Origin of the sequence: Sulfuricurvum sp. (assembly GCF_049587615.1) — a bacterium.
Lineage (GTDB): Bacteria > Campylobacterota > Campylobacteria > Campylobacterales > Sulfurimonadaceae > Sulfuricurvum.
Genome location: NZ_JBAVEF010000050.1, coordinates 1 through 17,507, shown reverse-complemented (window position 1 = coordinate 17,507; position 17,507 = coordinate 1). Strand labels below are relative to the sequence as shown.

The 17,507-nt window shown below is 47.3% G+C and carries 20 protein-coding genes; 7 read left to right on the top strand and 13 right to left on the bottom strand.

Translation table 11 applies throughout. The features are described 5' to 3' along the window. Positions 1-15: 15 nt before the first annotated feature. Genes rnhA through WB308_RS08615 form a run of 5 tightly spaced genes read right to left on the bottom strand, consistent with a single transcriptional unit; the run spans position 16 to position 5,143 of the window. Entirely contained in the window at positions 16-447 is a 432-nt protein-coding gene (gene rnhA / locus WB308_RS08635) for a ribonuclease HI (RefSeq protein ID WP_424190851.1), read from the bottom strand. Beyond that, positions 422-1,465, bottom strand: coding sequence for a tetratricopeptide repeat protein (locus WB308_RS08630; RefSeq protein WP_424190850.1), 1,044 nt, complete (start codon positions 1,463-1,465; stop codon positions 422-424). Before WB308_RS08630 ends, rnhA begins: the two co-directional genes overlap by 26 nt. A gap of 6 nt (positions 1,466-1,471) precedes the next feature. Beyond that, positions 1,472-1,939 (bottom strand): hypothetical protein, encoded by a 468-nt coding sequence (locus WB308_RS08625; RefSeq protein ID WP_424190849.1) that lies wholly within the window; start codon positions 1,937-1,939, stop codon positions 1,472-1,474. Further along, on the bottom strand, positions 1,936-3,531 hold the full coding sequence (gene recJ / locus WB308_RS08620; RefSeq protein ID WP_424190848.1) for a single-stranded-DNA-specific exonuclease RecJ: 1,596 nt from the start codon (positions 3,529-3,531) through the stop codon (positions 1,936-1,938). The genes WB308_RS08625 and recJ overlap by 4 nt, the downstream gene beginning before the upstream one ends. After that, positions 3,515-5,143: a CTP synthase gene (locus WB308_RS08615; protein WP_424190847.1), complete on the bottom strand. Its 1,629-nt coding sequence runs from the start codon at positions 5,141-5,143 to the stop codon at positions 3,515-3,517. The genes recJ and WB308_RS08615 overlap by 17 nt, the downstream gene beginning before the upstream one ends. Positions 5,144-5,303: 160 nt before the next feature. On the opposite strand from WB308_RS08615, the gene WB308_RS08610 reads away from it, so the two are divergent. Then, positions 5,304-6,914, top strand: coding sequence for a cation:proton antiporter (locus tag WB308_RS08610; protein ID WP_424190846.1), 1,611 nt, complete (start codon positions 5,304-5,306; stop codon positions 6,912-6,914). Here WB308_RS08610 and WB308_RS08605 read toward each other — a convergent pair. The 4 genes from WB308_RS08605 to secG form a co-directional block, all read right to left on the bottom strand. Next, positions 6,911-7,222: a hypothetical protein gene (locus tag WB308_RS08605; protein ID WP_424190845.1), complete on the bottom strand. Its 312-nt coding sequence runs from the start codon at positions 7,220-7,222 to the stop codon at positions 6,911-6,913. The genes WB308_RS08610 and WB308_RS08605 overlap by 4 nt on opposite strands. Before the next feature lie 101 nt (positions 7,223-7,323). Continuing rightward, positions 7,324-7,932 carry an orotate phosphoribosyltransferase gene (gene pyrE, locus WB308_RS08600; protein ID WP_424190844.1) on the bottom strand — a complete coding sequence of 203 codons (609 nt, stop codon included), beginning with the start codon at positions 7,930-7,932 and terminating at the stop codon, positions 7,324-7,326. A 2-nt stretch (positions 7,933-7,934) separates the two neighbouring features. After that, positions 7,935-8,492: a ribosome recycling factor gene (gene frr, locus WB308_RS08595; protein WP_424190843.1), complete on the bottom strand. Its 558-nt coding sequence runs from the start codon at positions 8,490-8,492 to the stop codon at positions 7,935-7,937. Between the two features lie 16 nt (positions 8,493-8,508). Further along, on the bottom strand, positions 8,509-8,826 hold the full coding sequence (secG, locus tag WB308_RS08590; RefSeq protein ID WP_424190842.1) for a preprotein translocase subunit SecG: 318 nt from the start codon (positions 8,824-8,826) through the stop codon (positions 8,509-8,511). 320 nt (positions 8,827-9,146) lie between these two features. Here secG and WB308_RS08585 point away from each other — a divergent pair, with 320 nt between their 5' ends. From WB308_RS08585 to WB308_RS08570, 4 genes are all read left to right on the top strand, one after another. After that, on the top strand, positions 9,147-10,124 hold the full coding sequence (locus WB308_RS08585) for a metal ABC transporter solute-binding protein, Zn/Mn family (protein WP_424190841.1): 978 nt from the start codon (positions 9,147-9,149) through the stop codon (positions 10,122-10,124). Continuing rightward, positions 10,115-10,876 (top strand): metal ABC transporter ATP-binding protein, encoded by a 762-nt coding sequence (locus WB308_RS08580; protein ID WP_424190840.1) that lies wholly within the window; start codon positions 10,115-10,117, stop codon positions 10,874-10,876. The genes WB308_RS08585 and WB308_RS08580 overlap by 10 nt, the downstream gene beginning before the upstream one ends. A 132-nt stretch (positions 10,877-11,008) precedes the next feature. Next, positions 11,009-11,809, top strand: coding sequence for a metal ABC transporter permease (locus WB308_RS08575; protein ID WP_424190839.1), 801 nt, complete (start codon positions 11,009-11,011; stop codon positions 11,807-11,809). Beyond that, positions 11,806-12,492: a methyltransferase domain-containing protein gene (locus WB308_RS08570; protein ID WP_424190838.1), complete on the top strand. Its 687-nt coding sequence runs from the start codon at positions 11,806-11,808 to the stop codon at positions 12,490-12,492. Before WB308_RS08575 ends, WB308_RS08570 begins: the two co-directional genes overlap by 4 nt. A 5-nt stretch (positions 12,493-12,497) precedes the next feature. On the opposite strand, the gene WB308_RS08565 is transcribed toward WB308_RS08570, so the two are convergent. Beyond that, the gene (locus WB308_RS08565; RefSeq protein ID WP_424190837.1) at positions 12,498-13,751 is read right to left on the bottom strand and encodes a leucine-rich repeat-containing protein kinase family protein; all 1,254 of its coding nucleotides are present in this window, start codon (positions 13,749-13,751) and stop codon (positions 12,498-12,500) included. Between the two features lie 157 nt (positions 13,752-13,908). On the opposite strand from WB308_RS08565, the gene WB308_RS08560 reads away from it, so the two are divergent. After that, complete coding sequence (locus tag WB308_RS08560) at positions 13,909-14,358, top strand: SRPBCC family protein (protein WP_424190836.1); 450 nt, start codon at positions 13,909-13,911, stop codon at positions 14,356-14,358. Positions 14,359-14,470: 112 nt separating this feature from the next. Further along, a complete protein-coding gene (locus tag WB308_RS08555; RefSeq protein ID WP_424190835.1) occupies positions 14,471-14,845 on the top strand; it encodes a hypothetical protein in 375 nt (124 codons plus the stop codon). Between the two features lies 1 nt (position 14,846). Here the strand turns inward: WB308_RS08555 and WB308_RS08550 are convergent, their stop codons facing one another. The 3 genes from WB308_RS08550 to WB308_RS08540 are packed head-to-tail and all read right to left on the bottom strand — an operon-like array spanning position 14,847 to position 17,180. After that, entirely contained in the window at positions 14,847-16,067 is a 1,221-nt protein-coding gene (locus tag WB308_RS08550; RefSeq protein ID WP_424190834.1) for a TIGR03862 family flavoprotein, read from the bottom strand. Continuing rightward, on the bottom strand, positions 16,064-16,483 hold the full coding sequence (locus tag WB308_RS08545; protein ID WP_424190833.1) for a thiamine-phosphate pyrophosphorylase: 420 nt from the start codon (positions 16,481-16,483) through the stop codon (positions 16,064-16,066). Before WB308_RS08545 ends, WB308_RS08550 begins: the two co-directional genes overlap by 4 nt. Then, positions 16,473-17,180: a Bax inhibitor-1/YccA family protein gene (locus WB308_RS08540; protein ID WP_424190832.1), complete on the bottom strand. Its 708-nt coding sequence runs from the start codon at positions 17,178-17,180 to the stop codon at positions 16,473-16,475. Before WB308_RS08540 ends, WB308_RS08545 begins: the two co-directional genes overlap by 11 nt. Positions 17,181-17,507 lie beyond the last annotated feature (327 nt).

Genomic DNA, 17,507 nt, shown 5'->3' with positions numbered 1-17,507 from the left:
ACGGATTGACGAGTATTATTTTATCCCGTTTTTGAATTTTTCCGCCTCTTCGCGTGCGATCACATCGCATTGCTCATTCTCGGGATGGCCGTCGTGCCCTCGAACCCATATCCCGTTAATACGGTGTCCTGCGGAGACGGTGATGTATTCTTGCCACAGATCGGGATTTTTGACTTTGGCAAAATTACGTTTAACCCACCCCTCCAGCCATTCGTTGATGCCGCGAATCACATAGCTGGAGTCGGAGACAACGGTTACCTCGCACGGCTCTTTGAGGGCTCGAAGACCTTCGATGACTCCGAGCAGCTCCATCCGGTTATTCGTCGTATGCGCTTCTCCGCCACGGAGGATACGCTCTTTGTCTCCATAGCGTAAAATGGCTCCATACCCGCCGGGTCCGGGATTCCCCAGAGATGAACCGTCACTGAAGAGAGTTATTTTCTTCAAACCGTTCCTTTGAGAGGTTCATTATGCTTTGAACTGAATCAATGGCATGGCAATGAGGACAACGGTGAAACGGTAAAAATGAAATTTGTTTACATTTATCACACGTGTATTCAAACTGCAACGTTGCTTTCATCTCACCGCAGCGGCGGAGCGCAATAAGGGTATCGAGTTCGAAAATCGAACTCCCTGCCGCCAGATCGACGGAACCTTTTGCCGTGAAGAGTTCACGCAAGAAAGTGTTGCTTGCAATTATATCCAAATCAAGATTTTCATCCCCTATGCGCCACAATACGTCGCTTAACCGTTCACTCAGCGATTGATCAAAATGGTTCCATCCCAAAAGCGGACGATAGGTAAAAAGCCATTCGAAAACCATATAGCCCATATGACGGTGCGTTTCGTAAAGTTCGATTAACTTATCAGCTTTTTCATCCAGAGCGATTCGGTGATCACTGATAAGGATTCGACATTCCAAATAGAGTTTTTCACTGACGGTGTCGGGAGAGAGTTCACATAAAGACTCCATGACTTCGAGTGCTTTATCGTATTGTTGGAGCTGTTCGTAGATAAGTCCTAAAAAGTGCAAGGCTTGAGGTGTTCGGGGGGCATTGTTTAAAATTTGGAGAAAGGTCTGACGCGAGCGTTCTAAAAAACCGGCTTTAAAAAAGCTTTTTCCGAGGAGCAAAAGGGCATCTTTTTGAAAAAGTGGGTCACGGTTTTTGGAGAGGAGGGCGTGATAAATCTCCACACTTTTCTCATAATTTCCCTGATGCTCGAAGCTTTGTGCCAGCAACAGCCACGATTCGGAGGAGAGGGAGTTGGTCTGTACCTGCTCGGTGAGCTTGACCCCCTCACCGATCGATTCGAATTTGCCCAAAAAAGATTCGAGATCACGATGTTCGCGTGCGGCTTTATACCGCCCCCACCAGTAACTCAGAAAGGAGAGGGTGAAGAGGAGGATAAAAAAAACGACAACACCGAAAAGGGGATCGCGAAATTCAATAAAAAATGTGTCCATGCCGTATTATAGCCGTGAAAAGGTTATTTCGCGAATGGTTCGTTGATTTGGATCGATTCGGTAGCTGAGGGAAGGCTCATCTTGGTAACGGCACTCCTCTGCTGTGCACAGCAGCGTATTTGCCCGAGGGAGAGGATCACCGACTCCTTGATCGTATTTGTTTTTGATAAGGGGAGAGAGGATGTGAATCGTCGCGATCTTTTTGCCGGAGGGATCCGAGACAATATGGGCGAGTACCCTTTCTCCCCGTTTCATTTGATAGATCATTTCGCTCTGGTCGGGGGAAATTTGGCTCAGCTTTTCAAAGGTGAAGCCGCTTAGAGAAGTACTCACCTGATCAAAGGGGGTGTCGGCGTGGATGGCGCCAAGACCCTCCTCCGTGATACGTAAAGAATAGGGTAACGCCGTATTTTGCGTGAGGCATCCGGTGAATAAGAGAGCTAAAGCGGGCACGCTGAATCGACGAAAGATCAAAATATCCGCTCCACCATAAGCTGGAGGGAGACACGGCCGCCCCATTCGTTTTTATTGACGGTATAGCTGCAGGAGATTTTTTTATCCTCAGGACACTCAAGGGTGCGTCGAAAGGCAATGAGTTCAAGTGTTTTTTGGCTTACCCTGGAGGGGCGAAGCTCCAATCGGCTATGGGACTGATCACTTCCGAAAAGTTTGACGGTGACCACATCGGCATTGCGGATGAGAAAACGGGGGCGGGGATTTCCCTCGCCGTAGGGCTCGAATTTCTCCAACAGTTCTAAGAGCTGAAAATTGATTATTTCGTGCTCCAACTCCCCGACAATTTCATTATGAGGGATGAAATCGGAAGGATTTACCCCCTTTGCCGCTTCGTTAATGCCTTGACGAAACGCATCCACATAATCGCTGTTCATCGATAACCCTGCCGCCATTTTATGACCGCCGAATTTCGCGAGGAGGTGCTCTTGGGATTTGATCAGGGTATAGAGATCGACATTGCCGATGCTGCGTCCTGAGCCTTTGGCGATACCGTTGTGGATGCTCAATACGATGGCCGGTTTTTGAAAATGGTTGACGAGGCGTGATGCAACGATTCCTACGACCCCTTCGTTCCAGTGCTCACCTGCTACGACAATGATCGATTGGTCGTTATGAACATGTACCATTGCTTCGTGCGTGGTTTGTGCTTCCGTCTCTTTACGCAGGGTATTGAGGGAGGTTAGGAGCTCGAATTGATGGTAGGCTTTTTCGGTGGTGTCAGCCAGGAGAAATTCCAGAGCGATGGAAGCATCCTCCAGTCGTCCCGCCGAGTTGATTCGAGGGGCGATTTGAAATGCGATATCCTCTGACGAGACAGTGGAACGGTTTAGAAAATCGCGAATCAGGACAAAGGGGGAGAGGTGTGAGCTCTGCATCATCTCCAGCCCGGTTTTGACGATAGCGCGGTTAATCCCTACGAGCGGCATCACGTCAGCAATGATGGCGAGGGCGAGAAACGGGAAAAACTGGCGCATATCGACGGACAATCCCAACTCTTGTTTGAGGAGACCCATCAGAAGCCATCCTACCTGTGCGCCGCAGATCTCTTTGAACGGATAGGGGCAATCGTGCTGTTTGGGATTGATGATGGCATACGCGTTCGGGAGGGTATCGGAGGGGGTATGGTGATCCGTGATGATGAGGTCAATCCCTCTGGCTTTACACACCTCTGCCGCCTCTATCGCGTTGATCCCGTTATCGACGGTAAAGATAACATCGGCATCCAGCCGCTCCAGCACATTTTTAGAGACCCCGTATCCGTCGGTAAAACGGTTCGGTATCGTCGTGACAAGGGGGTAGGGGATGAGGTCGAAAAAACGTTTAACGATTGCGGTGGAGGTGACCCCATCGACATCGTAATCCCCGACGAGGGCGATTCGTTCACCGCCCAAGATGGCGCGAGCAAGCCGTTCCGCCCCTTTTTGGGCATCTTTAAGTTCTTTGGGATGGGGGATATCGGAGAGCTTTTCGCTTTGCGCCTCAAAACGGCGTGCTAAAAAACTTCCCAGTGCGGTATGATCGAGAAGGGGAACCTCAGGCAGGATTGGCATTTGCAAACGTTGCCTTCACAAATCCGAGGATAGAGGCATTCGGACTTTGGAGACGTGAGGTAAATTCAGGGTGGAACTGTACCCCTAAAAACCATGGGTGTGACGGTATCTCAACCGCTTCGATCAGACCGTGAGATTCTCCGGTAACGATCATTCCCGCCGCTTCAAGTGCTTCGCGATAGGTCGGGTTGGCTTCGTAGCGGTGACGGTGACGCTCGTAAATAAGCGGTTCGTTGTTATAGGCTGCACGAAGTTTTGATCCCTCTTTCGTTTCACACGGATATTCGCCCAAACGAAGAGTTCCCCCCATCGGCGAGTGGTGGGTTCGCAGTTGCGTTTCACCCGACTGGTCGATGAAATTATCGATGAGATAGATCATCGGATGGGTTGTTTGCGGATTGAATTCGATCGAGTTCGCATCGGCATACCCTAATACATTGCGGGCATATTCAACGATGGAGAGCTGCATCCCCAAACAGATTCCCAAATACGGGATGCGATTTTCACGTGCGTAACGGATCGCTTGAATTTTTCCCTCGACACCGCGATTCCCGAAGCCGCCGGCAACCAGGACGGAATCACAATCACTGAGAAGTGCCTCAGCTCCTTGTGTCTCAATTTTTTCACTGTCAACCCAGTGGATCGCTACGCGGGTATCGAGATGGGCACCGGAGTGGATCAGCGCTTCGATTAGTGATTTATACGACTCTTTAAGTTCCAAATATTTACCGACAAAACCGATGGTGACGTGGTGTTTTGGAGAGACGATTTTTTTGACGAGAGAATCCCATTGTTCCATATCCGGTTTGAGTTCACCGAGATCAAGTTCTTTTGCGATCGGCGCGAGGATGTTTTGCTGTAAAAAGCTGAGCGGTACCGCATAAATGGTTTGCTCATCCATCGCTTCGATGATGCTATCATTGCTGACGTCACAGGCGAGAGCCAGTTTTTTCTTGAACGTTTTCGGAAGACGCTCTTCACTGCGGGCGATGATCATTTGCGGGGTGATACCGATACGGCGAAGCTCCTGAACCGAGTGCTGGGTCGGTTTGCTTTTGTGCTCGCCGGCTGCTTTGATGAAGGGGATCAGAGTAACGTGGATAAAAAACGTCCCTTCGACTTCATCATCGTGTTTCATCATCCGAATTGCTTCCATGTACGGCAATCCCTCGATGTCACCTACGGTACCGCCGAGCTCGACGACAAGAATTTCATGTCCTTCGCCCGCTTTTTTGATACGGTCAACGATCTCTCCGACGATGTGAGGAACGACTTGGATCGTTTGCCCCAGATATCCGCCGCTGCGCTCACGTTCGATGACACTGCTGTAAACCTGTCCCGTAGTAAAGTTGCTGGTACGCAAAAAAGAGGCATTGAGAAAACGCTCGTAATTTCCGATGTCCAAATCGGTTTCAGCGCCGTCTTTGGTTACGAAAACTTCACCGTGTTCCAACGGACTCATCGTTCCCGGATCGACATTGATGTAAGGATCGATTTTGAGCATGCCGACTTGTTTGCCGGAATGTTTGAGAAGTGCGCCGATACTGGCTGCCGTAATCCCTTTTCCAAGTGAACTGAGTACACCGCCGGTTACAAAAATATATTTGGTCATTCAATCATTCCTTAGCTCTTAGCATTTTTACGATGGGGTTAAATGGGTCGTGAAGATCCAAAATGTCGACAAACTGCCGCTCTTCTTAAGGAACGTATTATATACTTTTAAGACTTATAATAAGCTACTTCAAAAACAAAAATCAGTAGTCAGGAATTCAATGGAATCGGCACTCTATTACATTACGATAGCATTGGGCTTCTCTATTGTGGTCAATCTTATCTTGAAACGATTTGGGATCTCACCGATCATCGGCTATATCCTGACCGGGGTGACGGTCGCTTATCTTTTTGATCTGCGTCATATGGCTGATTCCCATACGCTGGAGGTAATTGCCGAATTCGGGGTTGTTTTTCTGATGTTTACGATCGGGCTGGAAGTTTCCCTGCAGCGCCTCTCGACAATGAAAAAGGATGTTTTTTTTAACGGCTCTTTGCAGGTAATCCTGTCGGCGCTTATCTTTTTTACCCTGGCGTACGGCGTATTTGGAATATCGCTTGAAACTGCTTTGATTACGTCGATGGCCTTCTCCCTCTCTTCTACGGCGGTGGTTCTTAGTTATCTCAAATCGACAAAAGAGATTGCACGCCCTTATGGTCAGAAATCGACTGGAATTTTGATTTTTCAAGATATCGCCGTCATCCCTATTTTGATTTTGATCGGTTTTTTGAGTTCTGACGGTGAAAATATCACAGAGGTATTGCTGCAAACCGCGATCAGTGCGGTGGTCATTGTCGGATTGCTGTTTATCATCGGCAAACGGGTTATGACGTGGCTGCTCCATTTCTCATCCTCAAGCGAAGTAGACGAGTTGTTTATGGGATCGGTTCTGGTGATTGTCGTCGCCTCATCTTTAGTGGCGTCGTATGCAGGCTTTACCTATTCGCTGGGGGCATTCGTGGCGGGGATGATTATCGCCGAAACCCGTTATCATCATAAAGTTGAATCGGACATTGCCCCGTTTAAAGATCTGCTGTTGGGGACCTTTTTTGTTACGGTCGGGATGAAGATCGATTTGGCGTTGTTTGTGACCCATCTGGGTGAAATTATGGCGATCCTTTTCGCCGTTTTGTTGGTCAAAGCCGTTGTCATTTTCGGGGTCGTCCGCATCCATTCCCAACCAAAAATCGCCTTTAAAACGGCGATTGCCCTCTCTCAGGTGGGAGAATTTTCGTTTGCTATTTTTGCATTGGCAGGGAATTATAAACTTATTCCGACTGAACTCTCCCAAATTTTGGTTTTGGTTGTTGTCCTCTCGATTATACTCACACCGTTTATTCTGGCCAATTTATCCAAAATCAGCAGTTATTTTTTCAAAAATGTGAGTGTTACCGAAACCTTTGCGATGCTTCCTGGACGTAAAAACCACGTCATTGTTTGCGGGTATGGGATAGTTGGAAAATTTGTGGCGAAAGCGCTGCGCACGGAAGGGGTCGATTACGTTGTCGCCGATAACAGTTACAAGCATGTTGAAGAGGCATTGCGTGATGGGCAAGAGATCTATTTCGGGGATATGTCCAAAACCGCTATTTTGGATAAATTATGCACGAAAGATGCTGTGAGTATCATCGTAACCCTCGATAATCTCGAAAAAAAGAGGCTTATTTGTGAAACGATTATCCGATATGCTCCCAATGTCAAACTGGTCGTGAAAGTAGTGAGTTTGGAAGAAAAACGGTCACTTCGGGGACTTCCCATATCGATTACGATTGATGGGAAAAAGGAAGTCGCGGCACGCTTGGTATCCGAAGCCCTTTATTGTGAGATTTAAACGGGTTTTTGCTCGGTAACGAGCCATTGAAGATAGCGGATAGACCACTCCAAATCTTCAAGAGCAACGTCAACGGCTTCGAGAGGCTTATCCAGATTGGCTTTGAGCTCTTTGAGGCGCTGTTTAAGGTATTGCGCCATGTGGTAGTAGGTATTGAGAGAGGTATCGTCTTGGGCTTTGATAATTAAATCTTCCAAAGTTGCAACCAACTCTTTTTCGTTGGGGAAAATATTGCCCGCTTTACGAAGGGTACGCTGCACTTTTTGCAGATAGGCAATATCAAGTTTAAATTTTTCAGGATTTTCCATAGTTGTTTCTTTTCTTGATTTATGTTGTATTGTCATCCCGTACTTGATACGGGATCTAGTATATTTAGATTCCGTGTCGTAGCACGGAATGACAGAAGAATTTAGTTGCCACGGCTTCCCGGTTTGATAGCTTCGCTTCCATCAGCGCACAACGGGCAGTTGTCAGGTGCGTACATCTCGAAGTCAAAATCAGCGAGCGCAAAAAGAGGTTTGTCGCTTGGTAATGCACAATTGGTTTTGCGTTCCAAGGCACTTCCGTCACGTTTACAAAATCCGCGGTTCGCTAACGCTGCAAATCCGACGACGACTCCGCCGAGGGCTTCGATTGCCTTTGCCGCTTCCATTGCTGAGCCGCCGGTGGTGATGATGTCTTCACAAATGAGTACTTTTTCACCCGGAGTGATTTCAAATCCGCGTCGAATCTGCATTTCACCGCTGACCCGCTCCGCAAAGATAGAGCGTTTGTCGAGTGCGGTTGCGAGGGCGAATCCGGCAATCAATCCGCCGAGTGCCGGAGCACAAACGGTATCGATTTCAATCCCGTTGTCTTGGATTTTTACCGCTAACGCATCGGCGAGGAGTTTTGCAGTTTTAGGATCTTCGAGCACTTTTGCCGATTGGAGATAATACTGCGAATGATTTCCTGAACTGAGTTTGAAATGCCCCTCAAGCATGGCATTGGCGTTCATGTAAATAGCTTTGATATCCATGATTAGACCGTCAAGATATCTTGCTCTTTGTTTTTGAGCAATTCTTCGATTTTAGCGATGTATTTATCGGTGATTTTTTGGACTTTGTCTTGCGCACTTTTAGAGTCATCTTGGGTTACCAGTTTGTCTTTTTCGAGCACTTTGATTTTATCGTTTGCTTTTTTGCGGTCGTTGCGGACCCCTACTTTGGCATCTTCTGCCATCCCTTTTGCTTTTTTGACGGTGTCATGACGTTGGTCAACCGTCATAGCCGGAAAGAAAAGTTTAATATCGGTTCCGTTGTTGTTCGGATTGACCCCGATATCGGCTTTCATGATCGCTTTTTCGATGACGTTCAGCATCGATTTGTCCCACGGAGAGATGGTGATGGTGGTCGCATCGGTTGCCAAAACACTTGCCGCTTGATCCAGAGGAACGAGTGAACCGTAGCTCTCAACACGGATATTGTCGAGGATTTTTGTCGTTACCTTTCCGGTACGGAGCGTACGGAAATTGCTGAGCATATGCTCAACACTCCCTTGCATCTTCTCTTCACAAAACTCATACACTTCGTTTAACATAAAATTCCCCTTCGTCTTATTTGGTGGTGTTGGTATCGTTTACGATATTGATCGTTGGCGCGGCAACTTCAGTCGTTTCAACCATAGAATCGACAACGGAAGCATTTTTTTGTTGCGCATAAAAATAGCCCAATGCGATCGTATTCACAACGAAAACAAATCCGAGAAAAAAAGTTACTTTGGCTAAAAAGCTTCCCGGTCCTTTAGCTCCAAAAACCGATTCATTTGAGCCGCTGTAAGCACCCAGACCGATGCTGGAGCTTTTTTGCAAAAGTACCGCGATAGTGATCATCACTACGAGTACGATTTGCACGATGAGCAGAATACCTGTCATGTTAGTCCTTACCTAATAAAAAAGTTCGCGATTATAGCACAGTGTTGATAAGAGGGTGATGAAGCTCTCTTTTAAAGAGATTGTGACTAAAATGTTCTCTTTAAAAAAGGGAGGCTGCTATGTGCTCAAAATGTACCCAAAAGAAAAAACTGGCATATTTCATTGCAATTTTTGTTTCGACGATCGCTTATTATTTCTTATTTACGCGCTAAAGGGTTTACGCTGTGATTATAAACGCCCTTGAATCGAAAACCTTAATCTTATTTCTAATGGAACTCAACTAAAATTCTAAAATAAAAAGAGAGCAAAGGTATTTAAAAATGGATGCAAAACGATTATTGGTATTTGGAAGTATTATTTTGGCGATTATCGGGGGGCTGACTTTTTTTTCTCCTCAACTTCAGAAAAAGGAAGAGGGATCAGCGGGTAAACCGATGGTCTCTGTCAGTACGTTTTCGCTTTGGGAAGTTGCCAATGCAGTAGCCGGTGATGGAATCGATGTTCACTCCATTGTTCCGCTCGGAAGTGATGCGCATATGTTTGCACCTAATCCATCGCAGGTTGCCGAGATTTCGGATTCAGCAATGTTTATTTATAACGGCGCAGGATTCGAGATGTGGGCGGAGAGTTTGACCCATACCCTTCCGAAAACAACACAGATTCTTGATATGAGTCAGCACGTTGCGTTGCAAAAAAGCGAAGAGGAACATCATGATGAAGCAGAAGATGGTGATGCGCACCATGACGAACATGCTAACCACGATCATGGAGCGTATGATCCTCACTATTGGCTCGATATTGACAACATGATTAAAATGACCCAGGTGATGGACGGTGAATTCTCGAAACTTCTTCCGGTGAAAGCAGAACAGTTTCATAAAAATGCGCTCACTTATATTGCCGAATTGCAAAAGCTTAAATTGGAGTTTTCTACGGGTTTAGCCGAGTGTAAAAACCGTACCTTGATCTCCAACCATGATGCTTTCGGTTATCTTGCCCATGCCAACCGCCTTGAAAACGTTTCGGTGATCGGTCTGTCATCCGATGAGCAGCCGAGCGCGCAAACGGTAGCCCATGTGGTCGAAGTGGTCAAAGAGCACAGGATGAAAACGATCTTTTTTGAAGAGTTGATCAACGATAACGTCTCCCAAACCATTGCAAAAGAGACGGGTGCCAAAGCCGTAGCGCTCCAACCGCTGGAAAATATTAGCGAAGATGAGTTAAAATCCCGTCAAACCTATCTTACGATCATGCGTGAGAATCTGAAAAAACTGCGTGAAGCGATGGAGTGCCGTTGAAATTTTTCCCGAGTCTTTTCGAAGTGAACAGCCTCAACTTTGAGCGGCAAGGCAATCTTGTTCTCAAAGGGGCTACGTTTCGTATTTTACCGGGAGAGTATTGCGCCATTATCGGCCCCAACGGGGGAGGAAAAACAACCCTTGTCCGCCTTTTGCTAGGGCTTGAAAAACCGACATCGGGGGAAATCAAACTCTTTGGCATCCCCCAAAAACGTTTTCGCGATTGGAACCGTATCGGCTACGTTCCCCAGCGCTCTGCTTTAGTGGACAGTACATTTCCGGCAACCGTGCGCGAAGTAGTCGCGATGGGACGATACGCACGACGGGGGATATTGGGATTCGAATCCGTCGAAGACAAAGAATCGATCCTCGAAGCGATGGAGCTGATGGGGGTGGCTGATCTCTCCGATCGTCTTATCGGCAACCTCTCCGGCGGTCAGCGTCAAAGGGTGATGATTGCGCGCGCTTTGGCCTCCAATCCGGATGTTTTGATCGTTGATGAGCCCAATACGGGGGTCGATGTCGAATCGCAGCACCGTTTTTATGAACTTCTCCGTATCCTCAACCGTACGAAAAAAATGTCTATCCTCTTTATCACCCACGATATCGGGGTGATTGCGGAGGATATCACCCGCGTATTATTTGTGAATCAGACGCTGTTGGTTTCCCAAAATCCGGCCGAAATGACCCGATGTGACGAGATGAGCCGATTGTACGGGACCCCTGCTCATGTTGTGTCCCATAACCATTAATAAATCTGCCTCTTTAGGGGCAAGCGTTTGCTGTCGCCTACGGCTAAGCTTTTCGCAAGCTGCATGTGCCACAGCGGCTAGCGTAGGCAAAGGGATTTTATTCCTTTGCCGTTCGCAATACGAAGGATTGCAATGATATACGAAATGTTTGATTACCCCTTTATGCAGCGCGCGTTTATCGCAGGGTTGATGATTGCTATTCTTGCCTCTTTGAGTGGTTCGTTTATCGTCCTTCGCCGTTACTCGCTCCTCAGCGAAACATTAGCCCACGTCTCCCTCGTCGGGGTCTCGGTGGGACTTTTGTTGGGAATGAGCCCGTTATGGATGGCGGTGCTGGCTTCGCTGGCCGCTTCATGGATGATTGAGTACCTGCGCAGTGTTCACGGGATGTATTCCGATTCGGTATTGGCGATTTTTCTTTCGGGCTCTCTTGCCCTTGCCATTGTGATCGTCTCGATGGCGGGATCGTTTAACGCTTCCCTTTTTAGCTATCTTTTCGGCTCGATCCTCTCGGTGAGTACGGAAGATCTATGGGTGATGGGGATTTTCGGCTCTTTGGCGATGGCGTTGCTGTTAGCCTTTTTCAAAGAGCTCTACTTTATCGCGTTTGATGAGGATGTTGCCCGCGCAGGGGGGATTCGCGTCACCCTCCTGAACTTTATGCTGGTAAGCGTTATTGCCGTCATTATTGCCCTTTCCATTCGGGTCGTCGGTACACTCCTCATCGGTGCGCTTATGGTGATCCCCCCTGTTGCCGCGATCCGATTCGGAATGGGTTTTTACCCGACAACCCTCCTCTCGATTGCCATCGCTTTGATTTCGGTGGTGATCGGTCTTAGTGCATCGTATCTCTTCTCCCTCCCGAGCGGTGCGGCGATTGTACTGTGCCTTTTGGTCATCTTTATCATCGCATTGCTGGTCAATCGCCGATGAGTAATGCCTGCCATGAATTTTCTCGCTATGCCGCCGAATACGGGAGCCGCAATGTTATTCAGCGCCTTGTCGCGGATAAGCTGATTGCCTCTACGGAAGGTCAGCCAAAGCGTATCTTGGATTTGGGATGCGGAAACGGCACTCTCTACGCGTTGATTGATTGGGAAGTGGAACGTTTTGTCGGTGTCGATTTTTCCGCCTCCATGCTCGAACATCATCCCTCGTCACCGAACGTGGAATTGATTTTGGGGGATTTTAACGATCCTGCACTCTTTGAGAGATTGCGGAATGAACACTTCGATCGCATCTATTCGGCATCGGCATTGCAATGGGCTGATGATTTGGAGGGGGTGTTACAATCCCTCGCTTCCCTCAACACCCCCATGTCTTTGGCAATTTTCACCGCAGGAACCTTTAAAACGCTTCATGAATGTGCTGGGGTCACACCGTTGTTACGTTCCAGTGATGAGGTGATTGCCATTTCCGAAAAATATGTGGATGCGCAGTTCGAAGTGCTTCACACGACATTGGAATTTGATTCGGTGCGGGAGATGTTTCGCTATATCAAGCGCAGCGGAGTGAGCGGCGGACGCAGGGTTCTCGATTTTACGCAGACGAAACGGCTGATGGAAACCTATCCTCTGAACTACCTCGAATTTGAGGTTGTGTTTATTACGTCATAAAAAGATTAAAATCCCATCTCCCTAAAAAGCGGTCTTTCCTCTACCGCTTCATTCATACATTTCCCTCTCAGTTCTTCCAGTTTCTCATAGATAGTCCCCTCTTTGATGGGGCAGAGTGAGAGCATATCTTCAAGCAGACATCCGAATGCCCGCACTTCGATCCTCTCAAACTCTTTTTGGTGCAGTTCATAAAAGCTCGCCGCCCCGAAATCTCCCAGATAGCAGTGATCTTCGTCGTTGATGAGGATGTTGTGGGCGTAGAGATCGCCGTGCATGAGTCCGTGTGCGTGCAGATGAGCGCTAGCGGAGGCGATTGCTTTGGCCACTTTGTAGATGGTTTCAGGGGTAAAGGAGGTTTCTTCGGTGAATGTATCGCGCGTACAGGTCTCAAAATCGGGAGGAAGCCCCAGATTGCGGTAAACATTAGGGATATATTCCAATACCAGCCCCAGACGCTCTGAGCCTTGCAGTTTTGAGAGGACTTTGATGAGGTTCGGATGTTCCCCGACACTCATGCAGGCATTCATCTCATCGTGTGCGTATCCGTCGCTCGTGATGGCACCTTTGAAAAGCTTCAGGGCTACCTCTTCTTCGTGCGATTCCGAGTAGGCTTTGTAAATATCCCCCGAAGCTCCCGAACCCAATTTCTCTTTGACCTGTAACGATTCGTAGACGGTCTCTTGAAGGGTGAATTGCGCCTTTGCGCTGCACGGGTTTCCCGAAAAAGCGAGCCACGAGAGTTTCGGCAGACCCCTCAGCCAAGAGGGGATTGCTTTGAGATTGTTGGCTGAGAGGCGGAGGAGTTCGAGGTTTCGACACGCGGCCATCTCCTCGGGGAGTTTTTCGAGGCGGTTTCCTGCCAAAGCACATTTTTGGAGTTTGCTTAAGTTTCCGATGGATCGGGGGAGGGATTTGAGTCTGTTGTCGGTCAGGATCAGCCAGCTGATACTATCAGGGAGAACCTCTTCGTCGAATGTTTCGATCTGATTGCTTTTAAACCCTACCATATAAAGGTGTTCGCACCCTTTGAAAGAGGGGACGGTGGTGAAGCGGTTGTTGGAGAAGAAGGCGATCTTCAGATTCGTTAGTCTACTGATCTCTTCGGGAAGCGAAGAGAGGAGATTGTTGCTCAAATCCAGAATCTCCAGCGTATCGGCCAATTCGAAGATTTCTTCGGGAAAAGTTGTCAGATTTTCAGAGAGGGTCAGCCGTTTTATCCCCTTTAGCTCTCCGGAACGCAGTTGTGCCAACGTATGCATAAAGCCCTTTTTTGATCGGTTATTGTCGGCATTTTACCGAATATAAGCTTGCAGTGTTTTTTTCCTCTCTTCTAATGGCCGATATAGGGAGAAAGGGTACCAAGAGCAGGGGTAAAAAAGTATTACAATATCTCTATAATAGGGCAAAGGGGTTGTGATGAAAACAAGGATATATGCAGATGATAGGGTTATGATCTCTTATTCTGCTCAGAGTGTCTGGGCGGTGATTGCGGATATCAAACAGTATCCGCAGTGGTGGCCGAAGTCGCTGAATCTCAAACTCCTCTCAGAGGGTGACTCTGCCGGTGTCACACTGCGGATTAAACCTTCAGGTGGACAAGAGTTCTTTTGCCGGGTAGAGTCGAGTAATGGTGCGAGCCGGATGCTTATTCGCTATTTTGGAGGATTTATTACCGGAACCGGAGAGTGGAATATCGAGCCTCTATCCCATGGTTGTACGGTGAGCTATACATTGGATGTAGAAGCCGACGGTCTTCTGATAGGATTGATCGGAATGTTCGTAAATCTCGGCCGGATCCACTCGCAGATGATGGAGAGCGTGTTTCATGGACTTGAACAAGAGTTGGAAAAGCGAGAACAAAACTAATCCAATTTGAACTCTTATTTATAATGAAAGGTTAAATCAAAAGAAGTGTATATTTTTGATGTAAACCGTTATACTATCCCTAGATAAATAGGATTCTAGTAAAGGAGCTTATATGCGCGGAATTGAAAAATACGACAACCTTAAAGAGGTTATGCCGAATCTTATGCCTGTCTTGAGGGATGCGATTCAGTCCGAATTTTTGGAAATCAAAAAAATAGATAAAGAATGCAAAAAATTTATTGCGACCTGCGAGAAATTTCCTGATCTAAAAAAAGCGGAATATGTTATTTTCTCGCAGCACATTAAAAAGAATGAACACAAATATGAGCGATTTGTCTTTATCGATGAGCAAGGGAATACGATTCGTCACATCAGCGGAGCGGAGATGGAACTTTACGGATTGCTGGGTTCGTGTACGAATCTTCATGTTTCCGAAGAATACGTTGAGAAACAAATCTATTGCCATGACGGCGAGTGCCGCCACTGATTCAACGTGTCGAACTGCGAACGAAAGTTTTTAAAACACCTTTTGCCGCAAATACTCCGCTGGCAAAACATCCGGTCAAGAGATAGCCGCCCGTCGGCGCATCCCAATCAAGCATTTCACCCGCACAAAAGACATTCGGCAGGGTGTGCAGCATAAGATCCTCATTCAGTGATTCGCGCATCACCCCGCCGGAAGTACTGATTGCTTCGTCGATAGGCTGCATTCCGGTCAGGGTGATGGGATATTTCTTTACGCACGCCGCAACGTTGATGGGATTACCCCATTGCTCTTTGGGTAACGCTTCCCGAATGAGCGCGGCTTTAACCCCTTCCAAATTCGCTTTGCGCCATGTGTTATCACACGATTGTTTACGTGATGAGGTGAGGCGTGCTACTAAGGCAGCCTCGCTCATATGGGGCATTAGGTCTAAATAGAGGATTGCCGAGCCGTGCGCTATAATTTCTTCCCGCAACGGCCGAGAGAGTGCATAGACCAATCCCCCCTCAATACCGTAGGTTGTCAAAACGGCTTCGGCGGAGCTGGCATGCTCTTCACTTCCTTTGACCCATCCCGAGATATTTTTTAACGGTTTGCCTAAATGGGGCTGCAAGAAAGGGGACCATGTTGCTTTAAATCCGCAGTTAGAGGGTAATAACGGACTGATGTTCACACCCTTGCGCGCTAAAATAGTGATCCACGCACCGTCTGAGCCGAGACTTGCCCAGCTTCCGCCCCCTAGAGCTAAAATCGTTGCATCGGGTGCCACGGTTTTTTTACCCTCTGCCGTTGCAAAGCGTAAATCCCCCTTATCGGTAAAACCTTGCCAATAATGGCGGCAATGGACGCGAACCCCCCGTTTTTTTAACGAAGAGAGCCATCGCCGTAACAGCGGCGCGGCTTTCATCTCGGTGGGAAAAACCCGTCCCGATGTTCCGACGAACGAATCCACCCCCAAACTTTCCATCCATGCTCTGATCCTAGTGGCGTCAAAAGTATCGATCATAGGCTTAAGCCAGTCTGGTTGATCATAGCGGCGGATAAAATTGCTCATCGGTTCGTTGTGGGTTATGTTTAATCCCCCCTTGCCCGCCATGAGAAATTTTCTACCTACAGAAGGTTTCGCTTCGAAAATCTCGACACGCATCCCGGCCGCAGATAAAACATCCGCTGCCATCAGTCCGGCAGGTCCTGCTCCGATAATGGCGATGTGTTTAGAGTTCAATGACTCTCGTTGGAGTCTAAAAGGTTTTTCTTTTCTAATGTATAGAGTTCGTACCGGATATTTTTAAACCGTTCGCTTAAACTCGGTTCTACAATCTTATAGAGCTCTTCCAAAACCCGTGCCGATTCCTGTCCCCTTTTATAGTTCGCTATCACTATAGAACGCAGATCGGTACGGTTCATCTCGCTTTGCATCGTCGGACGGAGTACATCATTGACACTGTCTCGTGAGGCAAGGAGTGCATCGAGGGGTTCGATACGGCATTGATGGCGGAGAGTTTTAAGGGAGGTGGAGAGTTCCTTGTCATTGTGAACATAGCGCGCTATATCCTCAATCACACGGATACCTTCTTTGAGACGGTTGAGATTGGCATCGACCACCCGAAGGAGTTCGGGCGGAAGAGAGTTATTCATCATTGTTTCCGAAAATTCCGAAGAGTTGAAGCATGGTGACGAACAAGTTAAAGAAATCGAGGTACAAAGCGATAGCACCGTCCATCGGTGTTTCATACGCACCACGGATGACATTTTGGGTATCGATCAAAACCATAACACTGATAACAAGCAAGAAAATTGCCTGAATCGCTACATAAAGGATCGGGCTTTTCAAGAAAAAGACGTTGATCAATGAAACCGCCAATATAATAAAGAAAGCGATCATAATCGGTTTAGTCCACGTCGTGAAGTCTTTAGAACTTTTAATAGCAAAGAAACTAAGACCACCAAACAACGCCGCCGTCATGAAAAACGCATTTCCTACGATGGTTGCACCGCCTGCCATTCCGAGGATATGGCTAAGAAGCGGAGTGATGATAACACCGCTTGCAAATGTAAACGCAAACAATCCGATCATATTAACGCCCGGTTTGTTTTTGATCATTTGAAGACCAAACATACCGAAAAGCATCCAAGGGATGGCAATCCACCAGTAATTCGCCGCCACCACACCGGCAAACGGCATACCGACATAAGCACCTACCCCGCCTGCCAACATCGAAGCGGCAAACAATTTATAAGTATCTTTAACAAACGAAACGATCTGCGCCTCACTCTTGTGTGCGCTCTCGTAACCAAAAGCACCTTCTCGTGCGTATTCGCGATCATATAAAGCCATAGCTTTTTCCTTATAAGGGATTTTACGAAAGTGATTATACAAGAGTTTGATTAACCGTTCATTTGATAATTGGGGTAAAAAGTAGCCTTTAGAGGGGTAAAATGAGTAGAAAAGTTACATTTTTGGGGCACAAGAATAAAAAATAAAAACTTTTTGACATATTTTACATATTTTCCCAGAAACCTCTTGACATCTTTATTGATTTCCCCTATAATTCCCGTCCACAAACGATGAGACGCTTCGAAAGAAGGGTTAAGTTTGAGTTTGAGATCATTGAAAACTAAGTAGGTCAAACGGTTCGAGACTTTCTCGAAGACGTTGACCTTT

Excerpts from the sequence above, each read along its gene's own strand:
- WB308_RS08630 (WP_424190850.1), bottom strand. The coding sequence starts at position 1,465 with ATGGACACATTTTTTATTGAATTTCGCGATCCCCTTTTCGGTGTTGTC.
- recJ (WP_424190848.1), bottom strand. The coding sequence starts at position 3,531 with ATGCCAATCCTGCCTGAGGTTCCCCTTCTCGATCATACCGCACTGGGA.
- WB308_RS08615 (WP_424190847.1), bottom strand. The coding sequence starts at position 5,143 with ATGACCAAATATATTTTTGTAACCGGCGGTGTACTCAGTTCACTTGGA.
- WB308_RS08610 (WP_424190846.1), top strand. The coding sequence starts at position 5,304 with ATGGAATCGGCACTCTATTACATTACGATAGCATTGGGCTTCTCTATT.
- WB308_RS08605 (WP_424190845.1), bottom strand. The coding sequence starts at position 7,222 with ATGGAAAATCCTGAAAAATTTAAACTTGATATTGCCTATCTGCAAAAA.
- pyrE (WP_424190844.1), bottom strand. The coding sequence starts at position 7,932 with ATGGATATCAAAGCTATTTACATGAACGCCAATGCCATGCTTGAGGGG.
- frr (WP_424190843.1), bottom strand. The coding sequence starts at position 8,492 with ATGTTAAACGAAGTGTATGAGTTTTGTGAAGAGAAGATGCAAGGGAGT.
- secG (WP_424190842.1), bottom strand. The coding sequence starts at position 8,826 with ATGACAGGTATTCTGCTCATCGTGCAAATCGTACTCGTAGTGATGATC.
- WB308_RS08585 (WP_424190841.1), top strand. The coding sequence starts at position 9,147 with ATGGATGCAAAACGATTATTGGTATTTGGAAGTATTATTTTGGCGATT.
- WB308_RS08575 (WP_424190839.1), top strand. The coding sequence starts at position 11,009 with ATGATATACGAAATGTTTGATTACCCCTTTATGCAGCGCGCGTTTATC.
- WB308_RS08570 (WP_424190838.1), top strand. The coding sequence starts at position 11,806 with ATGAGTAATGCCTGCCATGAATTTTCTCGCTATGCCGCCGAATACGGG.
- WB308_RS08565 (WP_424190837.1), bottom strand. The coding sequence starts at position 13,751 with ATGCATACGTTGGCACAACTGCGTTCCGGAGAGCTAAAGGGGATAAAA.
- WB308_RS08560 (WP_424190836.1), top strand. The coding sequence starts at position 13,909 with ATGAAAACAAGGATATATGCAGATGATAGGGTTATGATCTCTTATTCT.
- WB308_RS08555 (WP_424190835.1), top strand. The coding sequence starts at position 14,471 with ATGCGCGGAATTGAAAAATACGACAACCTTAAAGAGGTTATGCCGAAT.
- WB308_RS08545 (WP_424190833.1), bottom strand. The coding sequence starts at position 16,483 with ATGATGAATAACTCTCTTCCGCCCGAACTCCTTCGGGTGGTCGATGCC.
- WB308_RS08540 (WP_424190832.1), bottom strand. The coding sequence starts at position 17,180 with ATGGCTTTATATGATCGCGAATACGCACGAGAAGGTGCTTTTGGTTAC.